At 69.5% G+C, this 23,357-nt stretch carries 23 protein-coding genes and 1 tRNA gene; 13 read left to right on the top strand and 11 right to left on the bottom strand.

Annotation, left to right across the window (positions count from 1 at the left end; all coding sequences use genetic code 11):
- Positions 1–51: 51 nt before the first annotated feature.
- The 4 genes from H4Q84_RS13940 to H4Q84_RS13925 form a co-directional block, all read right to left on the bottom strand.
- Positions 52–972 (bottom strand): hypothetical protein, encoded by a 921-nt coding sequence (locus H4Q84_RS13940; RefSeq protein ID WP_248579695.1) that lies wholly within the window; start codon positions 970–972, stop codon positions 52–54.
- 113 nt (positions 973–1,085) lie between these two features.
- Positions 1,086–1,613: a DUF4919 domain-containing protein gene (locus H4Q84_RS13935; protein ID WP_248579694.1), complete on the bottom strand. Its 528-nt coding sequence runs from the start codon at positions 1,611–1,613 to the stop codon at positions 1,086–1,088.
- On the bottom strand, positions 1,610–2,671 hold the full coding sequence (locus H4Q84_RS13930; protein WP_248579693.1) for a hypothetical protein: 1,062 nt from the start codon (positions 2,669–2,671) through the stop codon (positions 1,610–1,612). Before H4Q84_RS13930 ends, H4Q84_RS13935 begins: the two co-directional genes overlap by 4 nt.
- Positions 2,668–2,982 (bottom strand): hypothetical protein, encoded by a 315-nt coding sequence (locus H4Q84_RS13925; protein WP_248579692.1) that lies wholly within the window; start codon positions 2,980–2,982, stop codon positions 2,668–2,670. Before H4Q84_RS13925 ends, H4Q84_RS13930 begins: the two co-directional genes overlap by 4 nt.
- A 150-nt stretch (positions 2,983–3,132) precedes the next feature.
- On the opposite strand from H4Q84_RS13925, the gene H4Q84_RS13920 reads away from it, so the two are divergent.
- The 5 genes from H4Q84_RS13920 to H4Q84_RS13900 all read left to right on the top strand — a co-directional run bounded on the left by H4Q84_RS13920 (position 3,133) and on the right by H4Q84_RS13900 (position 6,680).
- Positions 3,133–3,315 (top strand): hypothetical protein, encoded by a 183-nt coding sequence (locus H4Q84_RS13920; protein WP_248579691.1) that lies wholly within the window; start codon positions 3,133–3,135, stop codon positions 3,313–3,315.
- 260 nt (positions 3,316–3,575) lie between these two features.
- Positions 3,576–4,379, top strand: coding sequence for a dienelactone hydrolase family protein (locus H4Q84_RS13915; protein ID WP_248579690.1), 804 nt, complete (start codon positions 3,576–3,578; stop codon positions 4,377–4,379).
- 88 nt (positions 4,380–4,467) lie between these two features.
- A complete protein-coding gene (locus tag H4Q84_RS13910) occupies positions 4,468–5,022 on the top strand; it encodes a LysE family translocator (RefSeq protein ID WP_248579689.1) in 555 nt (184 codons plus the stop codon).
- Between the two features lie 58 nt (positions 5,023–5,080).
- The gene (locus H4Q84_RS13905; protein WP_248579688.1) at positions 5,081–5,995 is read left to right on the top strand and encodes an NAD(P)-dependent oxidoreductase; all 915 of its coding nucleotides are present in this window, start codon (positions 5,081–5,083) and stop codon (positions 5,993–5,995) included.
- 61 nt (positions 5,996–6,056) lie between these two features.
- Positions 6,057–6,680: a maleylpyruvate isomerase N-terminal domain-containing protein gene (locus tag H4Q84_RS13900; protein ID WP_248579687.1), complete on the top strand. Its 624-nt coding sequence runs from the start codon at positions 6,057–6,059 to the stop codon at positions 6,678–6,680.
- A gap of 26 nt (positions 6,681–6,706) precedes the next feature.
- On the opposite strand, the gene H4Q84_RS13895 is transcribed toward H4Q84_RS13900, so the two are convergent.
- The 5 genes from H4Q84_RS13895 to H4Q84_RS13875 form a co-directional block, all read right to left on the bottom strand.
- Positions 6,707–8,659 carry an AfsR/SARP family transcriptional regulator gene (locus H4Q84_RS13895; protein WP_248579686.1) on the bottom strand — a complete coding sequence of 651 codons (1,953 nt, stop codon included), beginning with the start codon at positions 8,657–8,659 and terminating at the stop codon, positions 6,707–6,709.
- 104 nt (positions 8,660–8,763) lie between these two features.
- Positions 8,764–9,639, bottom strand: coding sequence for a hypothetical protein (locus H4Q84_RS13890; protein WP_248579685.1), 876 nt, complete (start codon positions 9,637–9,639; stop codon positions 8,764–8,766).
- Positions 9,640–9,873: 234 nt separating this feature from the next.
- Positions 9,874–10,527 carry a DJ-1/PfpI family protein gene (locus H4Q84_RS13885; RefSeq protein WP_248579684.1) on the bottom strand — a complete coding sequence of 218 codons (654 nt, stop codon included), beginning with the start codon at positions 10,525–10,527 and terminating at the stop codon, positions 9,874–9,876.
- 84 nt (positions 10,528–10,611) lie between these two features.
- Positions 10,612–11,274 carry a maleylpyruvate isomerase N-terminal domain-containing protein gene (locus tag H4Q84_RS13880; protein ID WP_248579683.1) on the bottom strand — a complete coding sequence of 221 codons (663 nt, stop codon included), beginning with the start codon at positions 11,272–11,274 and terminating at the stop codon, positions 10,612–10,614.
- Positions 11,275–11,552: 278 nt separating this feature from the next.
- A tRNA-Leu gene (locus tag H4Q84_RS13875) sits at positions 11,553–11,636 on the bottom strand.
- Positions 11,637–11,814: 178 nt separating this feature from the next.
- On the opposite strand from H4Q84_RS13875, the gene H4Q84_RS13870 reads away from it, so the two are divergent.
- The 7 genes from H4Q84_RS13870 (at position 11,815) to pknB (ending at position 20,814) form a co-directional block, all read left to right on the top strand.
- A complete protein-coding gene (locus tag H4Q84_RS13870; protein WP_248579682.1) occupies positions 11,815–12,570 on the top strand; it encodes a DUF3662 and FHA domain-containing protein in 756 nt (251 codons plus the stop codon).
- Positions 12,563–13,036 carry an FHA domain-containing protein gene (locus H4Q84_RS13865; RefSeq protein ID WP_248579681.1) on the top strand — a complete coding sequence of 158 codons (474 nt, stop codon included), beginning with the start codon at positions 12,563–12,565 and terminating at the stop codon, positions 13,034–13,036. Before H4Q84_RS13870 ends, H4Q84_RS13865 begins: the two co-directional genes overlap by 8 nt.
- Positions 13,037–13,043: 7 nt before the next feature.
- A complete protein-coding gene (locus tag H4Q84_RS13860; RefSeq protein ID WP_248579680.1) occupies positions 13,044–14,483 on the top strand; it encodes a protein phosphatase 2C domain-containing protein in 1,440 nt (479 codons plus the stop codon).
- A 5-nt stretch (positions 14,484–14,488) separates the two neighbouring features.
- A complete protein-coding gene (locus H4Q84_RS13855) occupies positions 14,489–15,892 on the top strand; it encodes an FtsW/RodA/SpoVE family cell cycle protein (RefSeq protein WP_248579679.1) in 1,404 nt (467 codons plus the stop codon).
- A 154-nt stretch (positions 15,893–16,046) separates the two neighbouring features.
- A complete protein-coding gene (locus H4Q84_RS13850; RefSeq protein ID WP_248579678.1) occupies positions 16,047–17,516 on the top strand; it encodes a penicillin-binding protein 2 in 1,470 nt (489 codons plus the stop codon).
- The gene (locus H4Q84_RS13845; protein ID WP_248579677.1) at positions 17,513–19,024 is read left to right on the top strand and encodes a protein kinase; all 1,512 of its coding nucleotides are present in this window, start codon (positions 17,513–17,515) and stop codon (positions 19,022–19,024) included. The genes H4Q84_RS13850 and H4Q84_RS13845 overlap by 4 nt, the downstream gene beginning before the upstream one ends.
- On the top strand, positions 19,021–20,814 hold the full coding sequence (gene pknB, locus H4Q84_RS13840; protein WP_248579676.1) for a Stk1 family PASTA domain-containing Ser/Thr kinase: 1,794 nt from the start codon (positions 19,021–19,023) through the stop codon (positions 20,812–20,814). The genes H4Q84_RS13845 and pknB overlap by 4 nt, the downstream gene beginning before the upstream one ends.
- 6 nt (positions 20,815–20,820) lie before the next feature.
- Here the strand turns inward: pknB and H4Q84_RS13835 are convergent, their stop codons facing one another.
- Positions 20,821–21,603: a DUF881 domain-containing protein gene (locus H4Q84_RS13835; protein ID WP_248579675.1), complete on the bottom strand. Its 783-nt coding sequence runs from the start codon at positions 21,601–21,603 to the stop codon at positions 20,821–20,823.
- A gap of 81 nt (positions 21,604–21,684) precedes the next feature.
- Here H4Q84_RS13835 and H4Q84_RS13830 point away from each other — a divergent pair, with 81 nt between their 5' ends.
- The gene (locus H4Q84_RS13830) at positions 21,685–22,155 is read left to right on the top strand and encodes a cell division protein CrgA (protein WP_248579674.1); all 471 of its coding nucleotides are present in this window, start codon (positions 21,685–21,687) and stop codon (positions 22,153–22,155) included.
- Between the two features lie 286 nt (positions 22,156–22,441).
- Here the strand turns inward: H4Q84_RS13830 and H4Q84_RS13825 are convergent, their stop codons facing one another.
- Positions 22,442–23,251, bottom strand: a complete 810-nt coding sequence (locus H4Q84_RS13825) for a rhomboid family intramembrane serine protease (RefSeq protein WP_248579673.1) — start codon at positions 23,249–23,251, stop codon at positions 22,442–22,444.
- Between the last annotated feature and the right edge of the window lie 106 nt (positions 23,252–23,357).

The following is a 23,357-nucleotide window of genomic DNA, read 5'->3' as shown; positions in this document are numbered from 1 at the left end:
ACATCGGCCCACGGGCAGAACTCCGCCTCTGCCCTCAGGGGGAGGTGCGGCCTAGGCGAGCTTCTCGAAGCTGGTCGGTGAGCCACCGTCGGCGTCCCACGCCAGCACCGTGTCGCGCGGGCTGACCGCGTAGACGCGCGAACCGTCGGGCGACCACAGCACCGTACGCGGAGCGTCGGTCGCGCCGGAGAGCGTCTGTAGGTCGTCGTCGTGCCATGACCAGGTGAGCACGTCACGCTCGTTCTTCTCGCTCAACGCCAGAGCGTCCCGGCTCGGCGAGAAGGCCAGCACATCACCCGCGCGGTGCAGGGTCGTGACGAGCGTCAACGCGGTGGAGTCCCAGATCGTCGTGGCTGCGTCGCCATCCAGCGCATGGCTGGCCGCTGCAATCCAAGCGCCGTCGGGGCTCCACGCGACCGCCCCCTGCGGCGCAGCGTCCAGCACGCCGATCTCGTCGCCGGACTCGACGTCGCGGATGGTCACGGGGGCATCGGATGAGGCCACGGCGATGCTGGTGCCGTCCGGGGAGAACGCCACCGCTTGCGGTTGTTCACCCTCGAGATCGAGCTCCATCTCATCGGAGGGATCGCTCACCGACCACAGGCGCACGACGCCGTCGCCACCGACTCCGGCCAAGGTCTCGCCGTCGGGTGAGAATTTCAGATCCAGGAGGCCGCCACCCGGGTCGTCGTCGATGATCACGCTCTTCCCCGTCTCGAAGGACGCCGACTCTTGTCCGGTCGCCGCATCGAGCAGCACAACTCTGACCGTCTCTCCGTCGAGTCCGTCGGTGGCGACCACGTCACCCCTAGGGCTCCAGGCCACCACCGAGCCGCCGTCCCACGTGTCGGCGAGGGCACCGTCGGCGGTGTCCCAGACACAGAGCCGACCATCGCAGGGCACCGCGATCTGCGAGCCATCGGGGCTCAGCGCCGCCGAGTCGCCGTCGACATGGACACCGGGAACCTCCACCAGATCGCCAGATCCGGAGCCACTGCCCTCAGGGTCCGGCTCGGCCTCAGAAGAGCACCCCGCGAACGAGACCACCAGGAGACATGCAGCGGCGGCGCGGCTCAAGACAGACCTCATGCAGACACCAGGTGGCTGGCGTCGAACCAGGCCTCGCTGCCGTCGGTGCACACGTGGTGGTCGAAGGATCGACCCTCGATGGCGACCAGCGTCTGTTCGCGCGACACCCGGCCCCCAGCACGCAACAGGTCGTACTCATCACTGATCCGCAACACGCTCCAAGGCTGCTCTCGGGTGCCGTCGCCAGTGCTGCGGATGGAATCGAGCGCCAGCACCTGCGTACGCCGTTCGTGCCGGGCACGCGTGGCATCGCCGAGCGCGGCGTGGGCGGCGCCCAGGGCCGCATGGGCAGAGGGGCTGAAGAACGCGCCGGGCATCAGGGCTTCCACGGCCGCCACCACCTCGGCCTGCGCGCCGCGCGCGAACAGCGGCGACACCACCTCGACGACGTTGAGGCCGGGATCGAAGTCCGGAGATCGACGGATGAGGTCGCGCAGGCGAGCCAGATCTCCGGCACCGCGGCCCTCGGCATAGGAAGCTGCCAACTCGGCCAGGCCGTTCGGCTCGTTGGTCCCCGACGTCATCGTGCCTCCTCCCGGATGCGCTCGAGCTCATCCTTGTCGAGACCGTCAAGGTAGCCGCCCCCGGTCTCTCGGGCATCACGTTCGATCGGCTGGTCGTGGTAGGCGTCGAAACCGTCGTCCTGGGAGGTCTTGTAGTCGTCGAAGTTCTCCTTCCAGTCCTCCACCTCCTCCTGACTCACGCCGGGCGGACCGTGGTAGTCCTCCCACCACCACCAGGGCAGGTCGTCCACGGCCTTGTGCTGCTGGGCGTGACGCACTTCGTGGGCCACCGTGCCGATGATCGTCGGATCGTCGAGGTTCCCTTCATCGATGCGAAGCACGCGGTCGTCCTCGCTCCAACTGCCGCGCGAGTCGGTGGTCGGGTCATCGTCCACACCGTCGCCGTCCTGGTCCTCCAGGTCCTCCACCCGCACCTCGAAGTCGTCGACGCCGGCCTCGCGGGCGCGCTGTTCGGCGATGTGCTCGATGACGGCACGACGCTCGTCGTCGGACATCTCCGCCCACTCGCGAGCCACCTCTGGATCCACGACGTACTCCGGGCCGTCGCTGCTGAACGAGCCCTGCGGCCTGGCGTTGACGAGTGCCGTGTCGACTTCGTAGGCGTCGTCGAACACCGCCTCCATCCGCTCGACCAGGGCGTCGCGCAGGTGCTGGCGACCCAGCTGGTGTTCATGGCGCTCGAAGGAGTTCTCGAATGTCTGCGGTGGAGAGATGTCGGAGACGACGCCGGCGGAATCGATCGAGAACTGCTGGTTTGCGGCATCGGTGTCGATGTCCTGGACGGTGCGCTCGATGCTCGACACCGGACCGTGCTGGGCGTAGACCGCGCGTTCGAAGATCGTGAGGCCCTCGATGTGCGTCGTCATCTGTCCCACGAGCACAGCCCTGCGAACCAGAGCCATCGTGGAGCCCAGCCCGACATAGCTCCCGGGCACGGCATGGGTGTCAACCGCATCGCGCGACTTCTCGAGTGTCCTGAGATCGGCGCGCAGCATCTCGCTCGCCGAGCTCACGCCGGACGCCCGCCACGACCTGAGGTCGCCATAGGTGATGCTCATGATCCGCCTCCGAGGAACTTCTTCAGCCATTCCTGGAACTGCCGGCTGCGTTCGTCGGCAGCCTCGGCATCGCTCGCAGCCGCCTCGAGCCCCTCTGCGAAGTCGTCGACGGAGTTGGCCCAGTCGTCGATGCCCTCGTCCCAGGCTGTGGCGAACTGCGGCATCACCGTCGCGGTGCTGCTGTTCGGCAGGGCCCCGCCCAGTGTGGAGATCGCATCAGAGGCGTCCGCGCCGCGCGCAGAGGTGGCAGCCGTACGCAGCTCGTCGGCGCTGGCCCGCAGCTCGGCTGGCTCCATCCCGAATTCCGTCATGGCTCGAAGGTTCCCGCGCTGCTCCCGCGGCAAACCTGCCCACCACAGTTCTGGCCGACGAGGACGGCCATACACGCAAGATGTGCCCCGCAGCAGGCCCCAGCGCCGCCGTCGCCTGCCCGCTTCAGAAACCTCGTTGATACCGACCGGATGGACTTCGATCAGATGAAGACGAAGGCACGTGCCCAGTACGCCGAGTTCGAGACGACCCGCTACGGGCGTGCCTGGAACGAGGAAGAGCTGATGCTCGGGTTCCTCGGAGACGTCGGCGACCTGGCCAAGCTCGTGCAGGGAAAGGCCGGCGTCCGCCTACTTGTCGTCAAGCGGCGTTGAGCCAGGTGCGGTAGGAGTTCGCGAGGTCGTCGTTGCGGCGGATGCCGGACCAGTACTGGCGTGACCCGCCTCCGCGTGCTCGTGACTACGTTCCTTGTCACCTGCCGCCCTGGCAGCGAGTCGGTTGAGCGCTAGGCGACTGTCAGCGCTGTGTCAGCGGTAGGCATCAGCCTTGGCGCGGGAGCGGCTCGGTGCCGCCCCATCCCCGTGGCCACGTTGTGCGTTGTCGATTAGGAGAGGCGCCGATGCCTGACCGCAAGATGCACCGGGACGACCCGCTCGACGACTTCGACGCTCGCAGCATCGACCTGCAAGGGATCCGCAAGATCGTGCACGTCAGCGGGAGCGGCCCAGCGGTGATCATCATGCCCGAGATGCCTGGGATCAGCCCTCAGGTAGCTCGATTCGGCCGTTGGGTGCGCGACGCCGGGTTCACCACCTTCATGCCCTCGCTGTTCGGGCGCGACGGTGCCGTGCCGCAGGCGGAGGAAGGCACGGCAGTCTTCAAGAGGGCGTGCGTGAGCACCGAGTTTCACGCCTTCGGCGCCAACGCTGCCAGCCCCGTCACCTCATGGCTTCGAGCGCTCGCGAGGTTGGCGCACGACGAGTGCACTGGGCCTGGCGTCGGCGCGATCGGCATGTGCTTCACAGCCAACTTCGCGCTGACGATGATGCTGGAGCCTTCGATGCTGGCCGCTGTCGTCTCGCAGCCGTCGCTGCCGCTCGATGATCCCGGAGGACTCGAGATTGCACCGGAGGAACTGGCCAACGTCAGACAACGGCTCGAGCAGGAGAACCTCACGGTTCTCGCCTATCGCTTCGCCGGAGACCCGTTCTGCCGGGCGCAACGGTTCGCGGCCTACTCGCACGCGCTGGGCGAGAGGTTCATCGGGCGGGTGCTGCCTGACAGCGCGGCCAATCCCGATCCCCCGCCGTTCTTCAAGCACGTCATTGGCAGCCCGCACAGCGTTCTGACGGCTCATCTGATCGACGAGACGGGCCAGCCGACGAGGGCAGCCCGGGACGAGGTTCTGGCCTTCCTCACCGATCGCCTACTCGCATGACCGAGTGCGGCCGCAGGTGTCGGCGTACCCACCCACGGCTCGGGCTGTGACGACGTGGCTGGCCTCTGTCGCGACGCTCGCTCTCGTCATGGCCGCGACCCCCGGGCCGAACAATGTCCTCTTCGCGGCCAGTGGGGCGCGCGTGGGTTACCTACGGTCGCTTCCTGCCCTGTTCGGCATGCTCGTCGGCTTCTCGTGTGTCATCGGTGCTTCAGCATTGGGGATCGGCTCCCTGATGAAGACGTACCCGGACCTGAAGGTCTCGCTCCAGGTGGCGGCCTCGGGCTACATGCTGTGGATCGCTCTCCGGCTTTGGCGCTCTGCGGGCAACAGCAGAACGCCGCCCGTGGATCGCCCCGCAGTGAAGTGGTGGCACCTCACCGCGCTACAGCTCGCCAACCCGAAGACGTGGCTTGCCAGCCTCGCGTTCGTGTCCGGCTTTCTCGGTCCCAACGCTCCCGGAGGCGTCCTCACGGACGCACTCGGCATCGCTTGGTTCCTCACCGTGGTGGCGATCTCGGCAAGCGTGTGGGTTGTCTTCGGGGCCGGCCTCCGCACAGGTCTGGGTGCCGGACGCTGGTCCACCGTGAACAGGGCCCTGGGTGTGTTGGCAGCCGCCACCGTCGTCACATTCTGGATCTGAACCCTCGCGCGAAGAATCGACGGAGCGCTCGCGCACCGATGCCCACAGGAGGAATCTCATGACGCAGGAGAAGGTGCCGCCCGACGACACTCAGACCATCGGCTTCATCGGTCTCGGCAACATGGGACTGCCCATGGCCCTCAACCTTGCCAGAGCCGGAGTCAGCCTCGTCGTGTGGAATCGCTCCGACGGCAAGTACGAGGCGCTGCGGCGAGCCGGAGCCCACGTGGCCAGCGACTCGGCAGAGGTTCTCGAATCCTCTCGAGTCGTGTTCTTGATGCTGGCGAATGCGGCCGCGATCGACGAGGTGTTGGGGCGTGGGACACCGAGGTTCGCAACGAACGTCGCCGACCACACTATCGTCCACATGGGGACCACCGCGCCTGCCTACTCAGCCTCCCTCGAAGCAGATGTGCGCGCCGCCGACGGCTCGTACGCCGAGGCTCCCGTCTCCGGCTCACGGACTCCGGCGGAGGCTGGGGAACTCGTCGCCATGCTCGCAGGGTCCCCCTCCCTCATGCCGGAGCTCGTAGATCTGCTCCGGCCGATGTGCCACCACACGGTTGACTGCGGCGCGGTACCCAATGCCCTCCGCATGAAGCTTGCCGTGAACCTCTTCCTCATCACGCAGGTGACCGGTCTCGCCGAGGCGTTCCACTTCGCAGACCGGCTCGGTCTAGATCTCGAGCGCTTCCGATCGGTGCTCGATGCAGGCCCCCTGGCGAGCGCCGTGTCGCGGACCAAGATGGCCAAACTGGTCGCCGACGACCACTCCGTGCAGGCTTCGATCAGAGACGTCTACTACAACAACCGGCTCATCGCCGAAGCAGCGCGCGACTCTGGGGTTGCGTCCCCACTGTTGGACGTCTGCCACGCGCTGTTCGGCGAGGCCGAAGCGTCGGGACACGCGGAAGCAGACATGGTCGCCGTCCTGAGGGCTATTGAGGCGCGCACCCGTGACCAGGCGCAGTAGGACAGTGGATGGTCGCGGCGGCCAAGGTCGCACACGGCTCGGCATCGGGCAGGCTGGTGCCATGCAAGACCTGCTGCGCCGCCAATGGTCGAGCCTGGGTGACTGGCTCGCGACGACTGATGCACTCAGCCGGGGCGACCTGCCGATCGGGCTCGGCACTTGGTCGGTCCGCGACGTCATCGCGCACCTCGGCTACGGAATTGGGATGGTCGCTGAACTCAGGGACGCGCCCGACGGCACCGTCCCATTGACCTTGGAGCGGTACGTGGCGGCCTACCCGCCGGCAGCGCCTGTCATTGCGAAACAGACACACGAGCTGGCGACGAGACTGGGCCGCGACCTGTTGTCGGGGATCGACTCGATGGCCCAGGCAGCCTGGGCGCATCTGGACAGCATCCAGACCGACGTTGTCCTGGGGAGGCGTGGGCCTCTCACTCGTGACGACTACCTGGCCACGAGGCTCATCGAGGTGGTGGTGCATGGCGACGACCTTGCGCGGACACTCCTTCACCACAAAGCCCGGTCCCCCCTCCTTCCACAAGCACTCGAGCTCGTCTCTGAAGTCTTGGCGGCTGTCTACGAGGCACGCGCCGGAACCGCGCCTGATAAGCCGGACGCAGTCCTGTGGATCCGACGCTCGTGCGGTCGCATCCCGACGTACGACGAGCACCTACCCCTCCTCTAGCTCCGGCCCGGGTGCCGGCGGCAGGCTCACCATGCAGCAGCGGTCCGCGCCGGCTCCGCGGCGCCTTCCCGCCAGAGCGGCATGAAGGCAGCCCCCATCTCTCGGGCAAGGTCTCTGCGGCGCACCCCCACGGGGCGTTGCTGGCGAGCTGGGAGCGGCGCCGTCGAAGCTTCTCGCAGGGAGGCGGCGGCGCCCAACGCCCGGATCGCGTCGGTTGGATCCTCGACCACCAGTGCGAACGCCTCGAGACTGTGCGCGAGAGCTCGGGGATCTCGGGTCGGGACCGCTTGATGCAGGGACTCGACAGCCCACCCTGCCGCGGCGTCGCGGTCGGTGGCGTGAACCACGGCCAGCCGTGCACCGGTGTAGGCCAGACCGGCGAGAGACTGGGCCTCGGTGTAATAGGACCAGGCTGCGAGATGTTCGGCAGCGGCTCCGGCGGCGTCGCCGCGGAGGTGGAGCGCGACGCCAAGACCGTTGCGGGAGAGTGCCGTGATCGTCTCAGAGCGGATCTCGGTGCTCAACCTTCTCGCGGCCGTCAGGTCGTCGATGGCATTGGCGGTGCCGGCGAGAGCGCCCACGTTGCCCAGGCGTGTCAGCTGGGCAGCCTCCCAGTCTGGTGACTCACTGCGACGGGCAAGGTCGAGCGCTTGCCGATGCAGGGTGTGGGCTCGGGCGAGGTCGCCGAGTACTTCTGCGCAATAGCCGAGGATGTCCAGAGCCATGATCTGCCCCGGGTGATCCCCCAGTTCGGCGAACTCGGCGAGCCGGGCGTACGTCGCGGCCTGGGCGCCGGGGACGTCGCCGGCGAGCAGGCGGCCCCGGGCCGCCACCGTGCCGCACAGGACTTGCCCCCACTCGTCCCCGGCCACACCGTAGTGACGGGTCGCCAGGCGGAGGAGTCGTCCTCCGCGCGAGTGTTCGCCGCGCTCGTAGAGGCGCTCGGCAACGAGGACCGCGGCCAAGGCGTCGTGCCGGCTCCAGGCAGCGCGACCTGGCGCGCGCAAAGTCCGCTCGGATGAGTCGAGGTTCACTGCGGCTTGGGCAGTGACGGATCGGAAGACGCCGAGCCAGGCGCGTGCGCTCAGCTGGGCGGCGCCAGCAACGGCGCCGGTGTCCTCGGAACGCTCCAGTAGGTCCTCGAGGAGTTCGCGCGCCGGTCCGCGCGAGCCCCCCGTCCACCACCACCACGCTCCCCGGACCGCGAGCTGTATGCCGCCCTCGAGATCGCCGTCATCGGCCAGCCAACGGGAGGCGGCGAGCAACCCGTCGGGTGCCGCCCTCGGTGTTCGTTGCAGCAGATCGGCACGACGGGTCGCGTGGCGCTCGGCTTCCAGGAGCAGCTCGAAGGCAGCTCGCAGCTCCGAAGGAGGTTCGAGTCCGAAGCGCTGGAGAAACAGTCGGCGGCCGGCATCGTAGACGGCGAGAGCTTCCGGTCGGCGGCCGCTCAGCTCGAGACCCTGCATCAAGGCCTGCCGGGCGCGGGGGCGCAAGGGTTCACGTTCCAGGATGTCTCGCAGGTCGGCGATCGCGGTGGAACGGGTCACCCGATCGGGAAGTCGAGCCTCGGCGTGTCCCTCCTGGGCCGTCGCATGGAGTTCGCCAAGCCTCAGTTGGGCCGCTGCCACTCGAGGGTCGTGGCCGAACTCGGTCAGCGGCGCTCCGCGCCAGGCCCCCAGCGCGGCCGCGAACTCGACCAACGCGCGTGCGTGATCCTGGTCGCGCAAGGCGGCCTCTCCGCGCCCGATGCACGCCACGAAGCGACCTACGTCGCTGTCCTCTGGGTCGAGCACGAGCCGATAGGCACCCTGCGAGTACGTCAGCCTGTGCGCCTGATCGCCGAGCAGTGCGCGTAGCCGTGAGATCTTGACCTGGAGCGCGTTGTGGGCCCGGGCAGGTGGGTCGTCGGGCCACAGCGCATCGATCATCAGGTCGACTGACAGGGCTCGGCCTTCGGCGAGAGTCAAGTGCACGAGCACGGCTCGGCCGAGTTTGCCCCCCACGGGTTGTGGGCCGGCGGGGCCGAGGACTGTCACCTGGCCCAGCAGGCACACACGAGGCGGGTCATGACCGGGGTCGAGGGTCATCGGCTCGCCCCCAGTTCCGGGACGGGGGGAACTCCCATCCCATTGGGGTACGGCACGTCGCCTCCGGTGATGATTCGGGAGGCGATCGGGGTGAGAAGCTCGATCAGCCGGGTGGTCGCGGTCTCACGTGACGGGCGCCACGGTTCCTCGGCCATGGTGTCGGTGACTCGCTCGATGGCGGCACGGGCGCGCCTTCCTGGGGGAGTGAGCTTGCCTTCGGAGGTGATCCAGCCCCGGGCGGTCAGCCGTTGGACTCGCTCATCCCAGTCTTCATCGGTCCATCCCCGGAAGCGGCGTTGTTCGGCGGGTACCAGACCCAGGGCGGCCATCAGTACATGCGCCTCACAGCCGTCCACCTCGGCCGCGGCCAGGGCGGATACGTGTCCGTCGCCACGGAACTCCCGGAGTGCGGAGGAAGCCCAGAAGAGCGCCAGGTGAGGCTCAGTGGGCAAAGGGAGGGCGGCGTGCGCAGCGAACAGGGGTCGACCGGCGTATCCACACCTTTCCACTGCGGCGACTGCGATATCCGCCGCCTCGCGCAGTCCGCGCTCAGTCACCCCGTCGCCCTGCAGCCGGTGGATGGCCTCGTCGAACACGGCGAGCCTCGCCTGGATCGCCAGCTCGGGGCTCGTGTAGAGCCAGGCGTCTGGCAAGGCCCGAGCAACCATGGTGTGCTTGAAGTTGTAGAAGCAGGCGGTCACCACGGCCGGGGGGACCATGCCCAACGGGCCGGACCGGGTGGCGAAGTACGCCATCCAGCCACCCTTGAGGCCAAGTGCCTGATAGTGCTTGGGCCGCTCGGGCGCGAAGTAGACCACCGAGTGGTAGATCTCCAACAACCGCCACAGTGTGTTGGTGGCCTGTCGGCTCATCGCGTGGCCTTCCGTCCGGTGTCCTGGCCCGTCCGTCAGGGGGCGAGCACAAACCAGCTGGGATCGTCGAATGGATCCTTCCGCTCCCAGCCATCGCGGCGATGAAGGGACATTGTGGCACCCGGCGGTCGGTCCTGTGTCAAGGCCCGAAGGTCGCATCGAATCCTGACGAAGCGCTGACGGGACACCTCCGGCGCTTCGCAAGGCCGGATGGCGGATAGGCGCCTCGACGGCTCAGATCAGGCCTTCGCCGGCACGTGGTGGGCGGCTCTCGCCGTCCTGAGGTCGCCACGGATAGTCCATCTGTCGGGCGGTGGCCAGCGCCGTGGGCAGGCCAGCCAGGCGCACCACCAGGTGTAATGACAGATCGATGCCAGCGCTGATGCCTGCCGAGGTCGCGATCGCACCCTGGTCGATGAAGCGCGCGTCGTCCTCGACGTCCAGCTGGGGGAAGCGACGACGCAGGTCGTCGACGTCCTCCCAATGAGTGGTGACAGCCCCGGCCAGGAGATCGGCCTCGGCGAGGATGAACGCTCCCGTGCACACCGCCGCCAGTATCTCGGCCGTGTCGCGCTGGACCCGGATCCAATCCAGCAGGCTCTGCTGCTTCTCGATTGTGCTGGTGACGCCGCCGGGCACGATCACGACGTCCGCGGCGGGTGAGTCACCCAGGGTGTGGTCCGCGCTCAGCCGGAGACCGCCGCGCGCGGTCACATCTCGCCTCGATCCCGCGGCGACGGTCCGGACCAGGAAGGGGTCAGGGGCCGACGTACCGGGGCCGTCTCGTCGTGCGACTCGGTTGGCGACCGAGAACACCTCGAACGGGCCGCAGGCGTCAAGCACCTCGACCTCGTCGTAGACCAGCACGGAAACTGTGATCGTCTGCATCAAGATCCCCTTCTGGGTTGCTTGGCGCTTGCGGTGAACGCTGGTCGGCGGGCGCCCGTTGTATCTGCCACTGGTCGTGGTGACCTACGTCAAGACGTCCTCTGCGCGTCGTGCCTCGAGGACTGTGAACGGGCCAGCGATGCCGGCGCGTCGTCCAGTGAGGTACGCGAGAAGTGCGGGCCCGTGGCCGTGGTGCTGACCGAGATCCGTGGCCAACCGCAACGCGGAGCGGGTCCCCAGCTCCGGGCCGACGGCTGCTTCACCGACGGCGCGCAGCAGGTCACCGGTGTGCACCACAAGCTCGAAAGTCCGGGTGGGCAGATATTCGGCCAGCACCATGGTCCCGAAAGGTGTTCGCACCCGGGCCAGCCCGGTGGCGGCGACTACTCGTTCTCTGACGCGCGTCACCAACTCGGTCACCGTTGCTGCCGGCTCTGCGCCCAGAGCCGCGCCGGCCTCTCGCCCGCGAAGAGCGATCTGCAGGGGATCGGTGCGCAGGGCAGTGGCGAAGTACCCGACAGAGGAGACCACACCGACTGGCTCCGTGGTGTCGTCGGTGAGGTAGGACTCCACCGTCGACAGCGCTCTCGACGTGTGCCCCATGAGGTCTCGGACCGACCAGTCCCCCAGCCCGGGGGCGTCCAGCGAATCGGCCGCCCGCTGACAGGAATCGGCGAACCAGTCCGCGGCCTCCAGGAAGGCACCCCGCCACATCGGAGTGTGTTCACCCAGCGAGTTCGTGTCCATCGGTCACCCCACGGCCCTTCCTGTGTGCGTCACACACTTGGTAGGGAAACTCTGCGCCCGCGCGCTGACAGATCCCTGAACGCCGGGGCTGGCGCGCTTGTCTCAACCGGGCTCAGGGCCTAGTCCGAGCCACCCTGGTAGAGGCGAAACGATGTGGACGGTTCGACTCCGCGTTCCTAACGGTGATCACAAGCAAAAGGGCCCCCGACCAGTCGACCTGGTCGGAGGCCCTTCCCACTGCCTGAATCGCGCCAGCCAATTCGCTGGGCCGTTCCACGTGCGCGAGGGGGGAGTTGAACCCCCACGTCCTTTCGGACACACGGACCTGAACCGTGCGCGTCTGCCTATTCCGCCACTCGCGCGTGAAGCAGGGGTCAGGCTATCCCAGCGGCCGGAGTTGCCCCAAACCGGGAGAGGCCGGACGGGCTGGGTGCCGAGAAGAGAGCCACGGCCCGGATAGCATCGGTCGCAGCCCGGACCCTGCCGGGCCGGTCGTGGTGCATTCTTGCGCCCCGGTCACAAGCGAGGTGAGGAGTCGGAGTGGGCGGGTTGCAGCGCTTCGAACAGCGGCTGGAACGGCTGATCTCCGGTGCCTTCGCCCGGGCGTTCCGCAGCGCCGTGCAGCCGGTCGAGATCTCGGCTGCCCTGCAGCGCGAGGTCGACAACAACACCCAGATCCTCAGCCGCGACCGGCGGCTGGTGCCCAACGACTTCCACGTCGAGCTGTCGGCCACCGACCTGGAGCGACTCACGCCGTACGACAACGCGATGGCCCGCGACCTCACCGACCAGCTCGAGGACCACGCCGAACACCAGGGCTACGTCTTCCCGGGTCCGGTCAGCATCGCGTTCGAGACGGCAGACGACCTGACCACCGGGCGCTTCCGCATCCGCAGCCGCGCGCAGGCGTCGGTCACCGGGCCCAGCAGCGCAGGCACCGAGAGCACCCGTCCCTCGTCGCGCCGCGTGAAGGCGACCCTCGAGATCAACGGCACCAGGCACCCGCTCGTGCCGCCCGGCCTGGTGATCGGCCGGGGCAGTGAGGCCGACGTACGCATCAACGACCCCGGCGTGAGCAGGCAGCACGTGGAGTTCGAGGTGGCCGCGTCGGGCGGCACCGGGCTCGACCTCTCCGTCCGGGACCTGGGCTCCACCAACGGCATGCTCGTCGACGGCCACAAGATGGCCCGGGCCTCGCTGCGCGACGGCAGCACGGTGCGCATCGGCAACACCACGATGACGGTGCGGCTCAACTCCTCGAGCGATGGGGCGGCAGGGGACAACCTCGATGTCTGAGCTGACGCTGTTCCTGATCCGCCTTGCCTACCTGGCGATCCTCTGGATCTTCGTGCTGTCCGCGATCTCGGTGATCCGCTCCGACATGTTCGGTGCGCGGGTGCCCGAGGCCGCTCGCGGCGCCGGAGCTCCGGGCAAGCCGCCCAAGCCGGCGAAGAGCGTCCGCCGCCGTGGCGCACCCACCCACCTGGTCGTGGTCGAGGGCGAGAACTCCGGCGCCCGCGCCGAGCTCGCCGACGCTCCCCTTCTCATCGGCCGCGGCACCGACGCGGCGATCCGGCTCGACGACGACTACGTCTCCACCCGGCACGCCCGGGTGGCTGCCTCCGGCGACCAGTGGTTCGTCGAGGACCTCGGCTCCACCAACGGCACCTACCTCGGCTCGGTCCGGATCACCCAGCCCACGACCATGTCGCTGGGCACCCAGATCCGCATCGGCAAGACGATTCTCGAGCTTCGGAAGTAGGCGGCCCATGACCCAGCGCGGGACCGATCCGGAGAACGACACGGTCATCCGAGACAGCCGGATGGCCCTCGACCTGGGCCGCCTCAAGGGCGACGACGAGGCCGGCGGCACCAGCGACAGCCACCCCGACGACCAGCACCTCGACACCGTCGAGCGCGAGGGCCTCGCGCCGGCCGCGTCGGAGCCCGCGCTGCGACTCGACTACTCCGCCATCTCCGACGTCGGTCGGGTACGTCGCGACAACCAGGACTCCGGGTATGCCGGACCGTGGCTGCTGGCCGTTTGTGACGGAGTGGGCGGCGCCGTGCGAGGCGACCTCGCGTCGAGCACCGTGATCGGCGTGATCCGCCGGCTCGACGTCGAGCCGGCAGCCGACCTGCTCGGTCAGGTGGCCGGCTCGCTGCACCGCGCCCACGACCGGATCGGCGAGCTGGTCGACGAGGACCCAGCCCTCAACGGCACCAGCACCACCGCCACCGTCGCGCTCTTCGACGGCCAGCGCCTCGGCATGGGCCATGTCGGCGACTCGCGTGCCTACCTCCTGCGTCGCGGCGAGCTCTCGCAGCTGACCCACGACCACACGTTCGTGCAGAGCCTCATCGACGAGGGACGGATCACCGAGGAGGAGTCGCGCACGCACCCGCACCGCAACCTCATCCTCCAGGCGATCGACGGCATCCGTGAGGTCGATCCCGACCTCTTCGTCGTCACCCTCGAGGCCGGCGACCGGGTTTTCCTCTGCTCCGACGGCGCCTGCGGCGTGCTGCCCAACTCCCGCATCGCCGACATCCTCGGCTCCGGCAACCCCGACTTCGCCGCCGTCGAGCTGGTGCGTGCCAGCCTCGAGGCCGGCACCACCGACAACGTCACCTGCGTGGTGGCCGAGGTCGTGCCCGTCGACCAGGCCATCAGCGCCGAGCAGCCGCTGCTGGTCGGCGCCGCAGCCGAGCTGCCCCGCAAGGCCCAGCCGGGCGAGCCGGGCAGCGGCCTGTTCCAGGGTCACCGCTCCGGCGACACCGGCGAGATCGAGCCGGTGGGCGGCCCGGCCGAGCCGGGCCGGGCTGCGCCGTACACCGCGGCCGGCGACCCGGTCGACCCCGAGGACGCCCGCTACGCCCCGCGGGATCCGGGTCGCCACGCCTGGCTGCGCCGGGTGCTCGTGCTCGCCACCGTCGTCGGCATCGCCTGGCTCGCCGGCGCCTCCGCGTGGCACTGGACCCAGCAGCAGTTCTACGTCGGTGAGTACGACGGCGTGGTGACCATCTACCGCGGCCTCAACACCGACGTACCCGGTCTCGACCTTTCCAGCCCCTACGAGACGTCCGACATCTCGACCGACACGCTGTCCGACTACGACGCCACCCAGGTCCGCGAGGGCATGGAGGCCGACAACCTCGACGACGCACACCTCACCGTCGACAACCTGGCCCAACAGGCCACCGGCTGACTCCCGTGTCCCAGTCATCGACCCTGATGGGCTTCGTGCACCGGCGCCGCCGGGGTGCGGAGCTGCTTCTGCTCGTCCTCGCGCTCGCCGTCGGCATCGGCGCCTACGCCGCGGTCGGGCTCGGCGTCGAGGGTGCCGTGCCGACCGACATCATCGGCTACGGCGGCTGGCTGGCCGCCCTGATCCTGGCCGCGCACGTGGCGATGCGGCTCACCGCGCCGTACGCCGATCCGGTGCTGCTGCCGGTCGTCGCAGCGATCAACGGGCTCGGCCTGGCGGTCATCCACCGGCTCGACCTCGCCAAGGAGGCCGCCGGCAAGGACGCGGGCTTCGCCCAACAGCAGCTGACCTGGATGACGCTCGGCGTGGTGCTGTTCGTCCTCGCGCTGGTGGTCCTGCGTGACCACCGGGTCCTGCAGCGGTTCACCTACACCTTCGGGCTCATCGCGATCGTGCTGCTCCTGCTGCCGCTGATCCCGGGGCTCGGCACGACCATCAACGGCGCCACCATCTGGATCCGCGTCGGCCCGTTCAGCTTCCAGCCCGGCGAGGTCGCCAAGGTCCTGCTGGTGGTCGCGTTCGCCGGCTACCTCGTCCAGCACCGTGACGCACTCGCGCTCGCCGGCCGCCGGGTGCTCTTCGTCGACCTGCCGCGCGGCCGGGACCTGGGGCCGATCCTGGTGATGTGGCTGGTCAGCCTCGGCGTACTCGTCTTCCAGAAGGACCTCGGCTCCTCACTGTTGTTCTTCGGTCTCTTCCTCGTCATGCTCTACGTCGCCACCGAGCGCCCGGGCTGGCTGGTGCTCGGCGCCGGTCTCTTCGCTATGGGCGCCTATGCCGGCTACCGGGCGTTCGGGCACGTGCAGACCCGTGTCGACGTCTGGCTGCACCCGATGAGCTTCTACTCCGACGCCGACGGCGCCAAGAGCTTCCAGATCGTCGAGTCCATGTTCGGCATGGGCTGGGGCGGCCTGATCGGTCGCGGCTTCGGCGGCGGCAGCCCCGACCGCATCCCCTACGCCGAGTCCGACTTCATCATCGGCGCCATCGGCGAGGAGCTCGGGCTCACCGGCGTCATCGCGGTGATCCTGCTCTACGGCCTCATCGTCGAGCGCGCGCTGCGCACCGCCTTGATCTGCCGCGACGGGTTCGGCAAACTCGTCGCGCTGGGCCTCGGCGGGGTCTTTGCGCTCCAGGTCTTCGTCGTCATCGGCGGCGTCACCAAGCTCATCCCGCTGACCGGCCTGACCACGCCGTTCCTGTCGTACGGCGGGTCCTCGCTCGTGGCCAACTGGGTGATCATCGCGCTGCTGTCGCGGGTCTCCGACCAGGCCCGGCGGCCGGTGCCAGACCTCTCGGTGCCCGACGACTCCGACTCCGATGCCACCCAGGTTGTGAAGCTCCCGTGACCCCTCCCTCTGCCATGGCCTACTGCGCGACGCCCCACGGGCGCCTCGCTGCGTTGCCGTCGATCGAAGATGAGCCACAGCGCCTCACTCCGGCGCCTTGCGATGCATCCTGTCGGACGCCGCTCGCGACGGCCGAGCAGAGGGAGGCGTCACGATGAACAAGCCGATTCGCGCGATCTCGATCTTCTGCATGGGACTGTTCCTCGCGCTCATGGTCAACGCGACCTATCTGCAGTACGTCGACGCCGGCGACCTTGCCAAGGACCCCAACAACCGGCGGATCATCGCCGCGGCGTTCTCGCGCGAGCGCGGCCCGATCCTGGTCGGCAAGACCCCGGTGGCCGAGAGCGTGCCGTCGAACGACCAGTACAAGTTCCAGCGCCAGTACCCCAGCCCGCTGCTCTACGCCCCGGTCACTGGTGCGTTCACCTACTTCAGCCAGTCCGGCACCGAGCGCAGCCAGAACGACTGGCTCTCGGGCGACGACCCCGGCCTCTTCGTGACCCGCCTCGTCGACATGTTCACCAACGCCGAGCCCAAGGGCGGCCGCGTCAACCTCACCCTCGACCCGGATGCCCAGCAGGCTGCGTACGACGGCCTGACGGGGCTGCCGGGTCCCGTGGAAGGCGCGGTCGTGGCGATCGCCCCGTCGTCGGGCAAGATCCTGGCGATGGTCTCCGTGCCGTCGTACGACCCCAACCGGCTGGCCAGCCACCGGTTCGGCGAGGTCTCCAAGGCAGCCCAGGAGCTCGAGGCCGACGAATCGGACCCGCTGATCAACCGGGCCATCTCGACGCGGCTGCCTCCCGGCTCGACGTTCAAGCTCGTCACCGCCGCCGCCGCGATCGAGAGCGGCAACTACAACGCCGACTCCAAGGTGCCGGGCGGCCCGGCCTACCAGCTGCCGCTGACCACCGGCCCGACCGGCCTCATCGACAACGAGGGCCGGGCCTGCGGCACCAACCGCATCCCGTTCGTGCAGGCGATGGAGAACTCCTGCAACACCACCTTCGCCGCGCTCGCTGTCGAGCTCGGGCCCGAGGCGATGCTGGAGCAGGCGGAGAAGTTCGGCTTCAACGCGCAGTACCTCGACGACCTCGGGGGCCAGGCCACCTCGGTCTTCCCCTCCGGCCTGGACCAGGCTCAGGTCGGCCAGACCGGCATCGGCCAGTTCGAGGTGTCGTCGACGCCGCTCCAGATGGCGATGGTTGCCGCGGCGATCGGCAACGGCGGGTCGGTGATGAAGCCCTACATCGTCGACGAGACCGTCAAGCCCAACCTGCAGGTCCAGTACAAGCCCGGTGACCGGGAGCTCTCTCAGGCCGTCTCGTCGACGACTGCGCGCGAGCTGACCGACCTGCTCGTCGCCACCGTCGACACCGGCACGGCATCCCCGGCCGCCATCCCGGGCGTCAAGGTGGCCGGCAAGACGGGCACCGCACAGAGCGGCGTCGCCGACGTGCCGCCGTACGCCTGGTTCGTGTCCTTCGCCCCCGCCGACGACCCGGAGGTCGCCGTCGCCGTGATGATCCAGAAGGCCGGCATCGAGCGCGGCGAGATCGCCGGTGGCCGCCTCGCCGGCCCGATCGCGCGGTCCGTGATGGAGGCGGTGATGAACAAGTGAGCGAGCGTCCCGCTGCCGACGACGCCGGTCGCTACCTGCTCGACTCCCGGATCGCCACGGGCGGCATGGGCGAGGTCTGGAAGGGCACCGACTCGGTGCTCGGCCGCACCGTCGCGATCAAGCTGCTCAAGGCGGAGTACGCCGACGACGCGACGTTCCGCGCCCGATTCGAGGTCGAGGCGCAGCATGCCGCCGCCCTGCACCACCCGGGCATTGCGGCCGTCTACGACTTCGGCGAGGCCACCCCCAGGGACGGCTCGGGCGCCCACCGCCCCTACCTCGTGATGGAGCTGGTCGACGGGCAGCCGCTCTCGGCGCTGCTGCGTCCGGGCCAGCCGCTCGATGACGCTGCCACCCGCGACCTGCTCTCCCAGGTCGGCGACGCGCTGGGCGCTGCCCACGCGGCCGGCATCGTGCACCGTGACGTGAAGCCCGCCAACCTGCTCGTCACGCCCGACCGCCGCGTCAAGGTCACCGACTTCGGCATCGCCCGGGCGACCGACGGCATGGCGCTGACCCAGACCGGGCAGGTGATGGGCACGCCGCAGTACCTCGCTCCCGAGCAGGCCGAGGGCAAGACCGCCAGCCCGGCCTCCGACGTCTACTCCCTGGCCGTGGTGGCCTTCGAGTGCCTGGTCGGCCGCCGGCCCTTCGACGCCGAGACCGCCGTGGCCACCGCCCTGGCCCACGTCCGCGAACCGGTGCCAGACCTGCCGCGCACGGTCCCGGCCGACCTCGCTGCCGTCGTACGGCGCGCGCTGTCGAAGGATCCCGCCGACCGCTACGCCAACGGCACGGAGTTCGCGGACGCCTTGCGTGACCCGGCCACCGCCGCGACTGCGATGGTGGCCGCGCCGATGCCGACGCCTGCTGACGGCATGACCCAGGTGCTGCCGGGCGTGCCCGCCCAGCCTGTCACCACCCAGACCGCTGACCCGCCGGCCCGCAAGGCACCGGTGTGGCCCTGGGCCCTGCTCGTGGTCGCGCTGGCCGTGGCTGCGATCTTCATCTGGCAGGTCACGTCCGGCGACTCGGGCGACGAGCCCTCGGACCCGCAGAGCTCGGCCTCGCCGCTTGAGACCGACACCCCGTCACCGTCGGAGACGCCCGAGACGATCAGCATCGATGCCGACGACTACGTCGGCCGCGACATCCGCGACGTCGCGCGCGAGCTGACCCGGGCCGGCCTGCGGGTCTCACGCGACGAGGTCAAGAACCCCGGCGGTGAGCAGAAGGGCGAGGTCACTGCGGTCGAGCCGTCGGGCGACCTCACCGAGGGCGACACGGTGACCGTCAGCTTCTACGGCGCCGAGCCGGAGCCGACGGAGGAGCCGTCGCCCACCGAGACGCCGACCCCGACCCCGACTCCCACGCCGACCCCGACTCCCACGCCGACCCCGACCCCGACTCCCACGCCGACCCCGACGCCGACGCCGACCCCCGTCGTACCCGCGGCGTCGTCAGGGTCCCCGTCCACCAGCCCGCTGGGCCTGAAAGGTGATCGATGAGCAAGCCGGAGCCGATCCTGATCGGCGGTCGTTACGAGCTCGGCGAGCTGCTGGGTCGCGGCGGCATGGCCGAGGTGCGCAAGGGCACCGACTCGCGGCTGGGCCGCACGGTCGCGGTCAAGCGGCTGCGCACCGACCTGGCGAGTGACGCGACCTTCCAGGCCAGGTTCCGGCGCGAGGCGCAGTCGTCGGCATCGCTCAACCACCCCTCGATCGTCTCGGTCTACGACACCGGCGAGGAGATGCCTGTCGCCGGTGGCCCCGGCGACCGCGGCGTCGCCCAGCCCTACATCGTCATGGAGTACGTCGCGGGGCGCACGCTGCGCGAGATCCTGCGCGAAGGCCGCAAGATCCTGCCCGAGCGCGCGCTCGAGATCACCAGTGGCGTGCTGTCGGCGCTCGACTACAGCCACCGCGCGGGCATCATCCACCGCGACATCAAGCCCGGCAACGTGATGCTGACCCCCAGCGGCGACGTGAAGGTGATGGACTTCGGCATCGCCCGGGCCATCTCCGACGCCTCCAACACGATGACCCAGACCGCGGCCGTCGTCGGCACCGCGCAGTACCTATCCCCGGAGCAGGCGCGCGGCGAGACCGTCGACTCGCGCTCCGACGTCTACTCCACCGGCTGCCTGCTCTACGAGCTGCTGACCGGCCGTCCGCCGTTCGTGGGCGACTCCCCCGTCGCGGTCGCGATCCAGCACGTTCGGGAGCCCGCCGTACCTCCGAGCGATCTCGATGCCGAGCTCGCTCCCGGGATCGACGCCATCGTGATGAAGTCGCTCGCCAAGCGCGTCGAGGACCGCTACCAGAGCGCGGCGGCCATGCGCGCCGACATCGAGCGCTACCTGGCCGGGAGCCCGGTGCAGGCGCCCAAGGTGGTGCCGGCGCCCGTCGCCGCGCCGGCCACCGTGATGGTGCCGCAGGCCACCAGCCAGCAGCGGCCGCTCGGTCCGCCCACCGGCCAGCAGCCCGTCTCCGGCAACGACCGTGGCTCGCGCACCGGCCTCGTGGTGCTGCTCGGCCTGCTCGCGATCGGGCTCATCGCGGCCGCCGCGTTCCTGCTCCCGCGGATGTTCGAGGACCCCAGCACCGAGGTGCGCGTGCCCAACCTGATCGGCATGACCGAGGTGGAGGCCCGGGCCGCGATCGGCGAGGCCGGCTTCGTGGACGGCCGGGTCGACTTCGAGCCTTCCGCCGACGAGCCCGCCGACACGGTGATCCGTCAGGACCCCAACCGCGACGTGTACGTCGAGGCCGGCTCCACCATCGGCTTCGTCGTCTCCACCGGCAAGCCGGAGGTGGAGGTGCCCTACGTCATGGGGCTGCCCAAGGGTCAGGCGCGCGACGACCTGAACGCGCGCAACCTGAAGGTGAAGCTGGTCGAGACGGAGTCCGACGAGCCCAAGGACCAGGTCATCGAGGTCAGCCCTCCCGCCGGCCAGAGCGTGGCCGAGGGCACCACTGTCACGATCACGTGGTCCGACGGGCCGGAGACGATCCCCGACGTAGTCGGCATGCAGCAGGGCAAGGCCAAGAAGCTGCTGACCGCAGCGTCGTTCGAGGTGGAGGTCGTGCCGACGGCCGAGACCACCGAGCCCGCGGGCACGGTCGTGCGGCAGATCCCGGAGTCGCGTGAGTCCCCTGCGGGCACCACGGTCACGATCTTCGTCTCGACGTACGTCGCTCCGACCGCGCCCCCGACCGAGGCGCCGACGCTCCCGCCGACCGAGGTGCCGACGATCCCGCCGACGCTTCCGCCGACCGAGCCGCCCCCCACGGGATGAGCGCGGTCAGCCGGCAGCCGTGGGCAACGGCTGAGCGAAGCTCAGGCTGAGCAGGCCGTCGTACGCCGGAGCAACGGCCTCGGCCGGCAGCTCGAGGCCCCAGCCGACGGCGATGTCGGGGTCGGCGGCGTCGCGGCGGTAGCGCGCGATGTAGTCGTCGGTGTCGATCGAGGTGAGCATGTCGCCCTGGTCACCGATGCCGGTGATGACGTACGGCGGGGCGTAGGGCTGGCCCTGGAGCCTGACCGTGTTGCCGGAGCACTTGATGCCGGTGGTCGAGATGATGCGCTGGCCCTGCACCGTCACGGCGGTCGCGCCGCCGCGCCACAGCGCGTTGACCACGGCCTGGATGTCTTGCTGGTGCACGACCAGGAAGTTGGGATCCTCGGCGGAGGTCTCGATGAGCTCCTGCGGCGCGTCGGTCAGCACGACGGTCACGCCCGGGCCGCTGCGCGGGGTGAGGCCGGCCGGGTCCGAGAGCGCGTCGATCTGGCGCTGGTAGCGGTTGACGGCCCGGTCACCCAGGCCCGAGCTGAGCCCCTCGACGGCGTCGTTCAGGCTGGCCACCTGGTTGGTGAGCTGGTTGGCCTCGCCGGCCTCTGCCCGCACCACCGAGGCCAGGTCGGTGTAGCGACCGGGTCGCAGGTCGGTGCCGTCGCTGTTCTCGGCGCTGACGACGAACAGGGCCCCACTGAGCAGGAACACCACCGGTGTGCCGACCTGCCACAGCCGCTGCCTCCGGGTGCGCGGAGGGCGCGCGCCGGGGCTTGCATGGGAACCGTGTGGCATGGCGACTACGCTAACGCCTCGGTGGGCGTGCCGTACGCGCATGCCTGTCGCATCCGACCATGACCCAGTAAGGATCCACCGGTGGCCAAGCCGTCCACGTCCAGCAAGTACCTCGACCCGACTGCGGGTCCCCTGATCACGCCGCGCCTCATCGTCTCGCTGCTGATGGTCGTGCTGGGCATCGCCTGGGTCGTCTACTACTACGTCGCGGTGCGGGTCGACCCGACCACGCTCCCCGCGCCCAAGCCGGGCGGTCCCGGCTTCGTGGCCGACCTCGCGAAGTGGAACTACGCGATCGGCTTCGGCCTGATGATGCTCGGCCTCGCCATCTCCGCGCACCCCGCCACCCCCCTCGGGCGCGGCCGCGGCGTCGTGACCGGCATGTTGGGCTGCTTCGTCATCGGCCTGATCTGGATCTGCACGTTCTACGTCATCAGCGAGCCCGACTCGCTGGCCAAGGTGCCGGTCTTCAACGACCTCGGTCAGTACAACCTGCTCGTGGGCATCGCGTTCATGGCCGTCGGCTTCACCTTCGCGACGCGCTGGGAGTAACCCCCGTCGCACCCCCGCTCCGACCCGCCCTGGGATCCCCCGGGCGGGTCGGTGCCATTTGGGGTCGTCGTACACAGGTGGGGATGAGGTTGTGCAGAACTACAGGCGTGTAGTTATCCCCAGGTGTGTGCACAGCTGTGGACAACTCTTCCCGGTTGCCACGCGCCATGTAACGCGGAGTTAGGGCAACTGGGAGCCCGGTCTGCGGGGGTCCCAGTGCTCCTAACTCCGCGTTACATGGCGCGTGGCGTCGAGGGACCACCAGGTAGCTGGGGTCAGTTCAGGGTCAGTTCAGCGCGAGCGTGCGGGCCACGATGAGGGCCACGAGCACGGCGGAGAGGGCGGAGAGCCCGACCACTTGTACGACGGCGCGCCGGGCCCTGGGCGCGTACACGATGATCGCGGCGATGAGCACGCCGCCGACGAGTCCGCCGGCGTGGCCCTGCCAGGAGATGAACCCGCGGCCGACGACGGTGATGACGACGTTGATGCCGACCCACATCAGGATCTGCTGCACGTTGCCGCGCACCTTGAACGCGACCACCAGCAGCCCGCCCATCAGGCCGAAGACCGCGCCCGAGGCGCCGAGGGTGGAGCCCTGGGGCGCGGAGAGCAGGTAGACCAGGGTCGAGCCGGCCAGCGCGGAGAGCAGGTAGAGCGCCAGGAACCGGGTCCGGCCCAGCGCGGCCTCGAGCTGCGGGCCGAGCACCCACAGGGCCAGCATGTTGAAGCCGATGTGCCAGATCTGCACGTGCAGGAACGCGCTGGTGATCAGCTGCCAGACGGCGCCGTCGGCGACGCCGGAGACCCACCTCGTGCCGGAGACAGTCGCGCAGCTCGCGGCGTCCGACGCCCCCGGCGCACCCAGGCAGCGGCCCATCGGCAGAAGGATGAGCCGTTCCAGGATCGCCGAGGAGGATCCGCCGCTCGCAAGGACGAGCAGGAACACCGCCGCGTTGATGCCGATCAGCACCTTCGACGTCAGCGTCGGGTCGCCGGACCGCTTCCCGCCGTACGCCGCAAGGCCGGACCGCGTCGACTTCGCACCCTCCGCCACGCAGCCGGGGCACTGGAACCCGACGGCCGCGTCGCGCATGCAGTCAGGGCAGATGGGCTTGCCGCAGCGCTGGCAGGAGATGTAGGTCTCCCGACCGGGGTGCCGGTAACAGGTCGGCACCCCCGTCGGGGCGGTCGGCTCGGTC

Origin of the sequence: Nocardioides sp. InS609-2, assembly GCF_023208195.1 — a bacterium.
Lineage (GTDB): Bacteria > Actinomycetota > Actinomycetes > Propionibacteriales > Nocardioidaceae > Nocardioides.
Note: the sequence above shows the minus strand (reverse complement) of the source record. Positions and strands in the feature narration are given on the sequence as shown.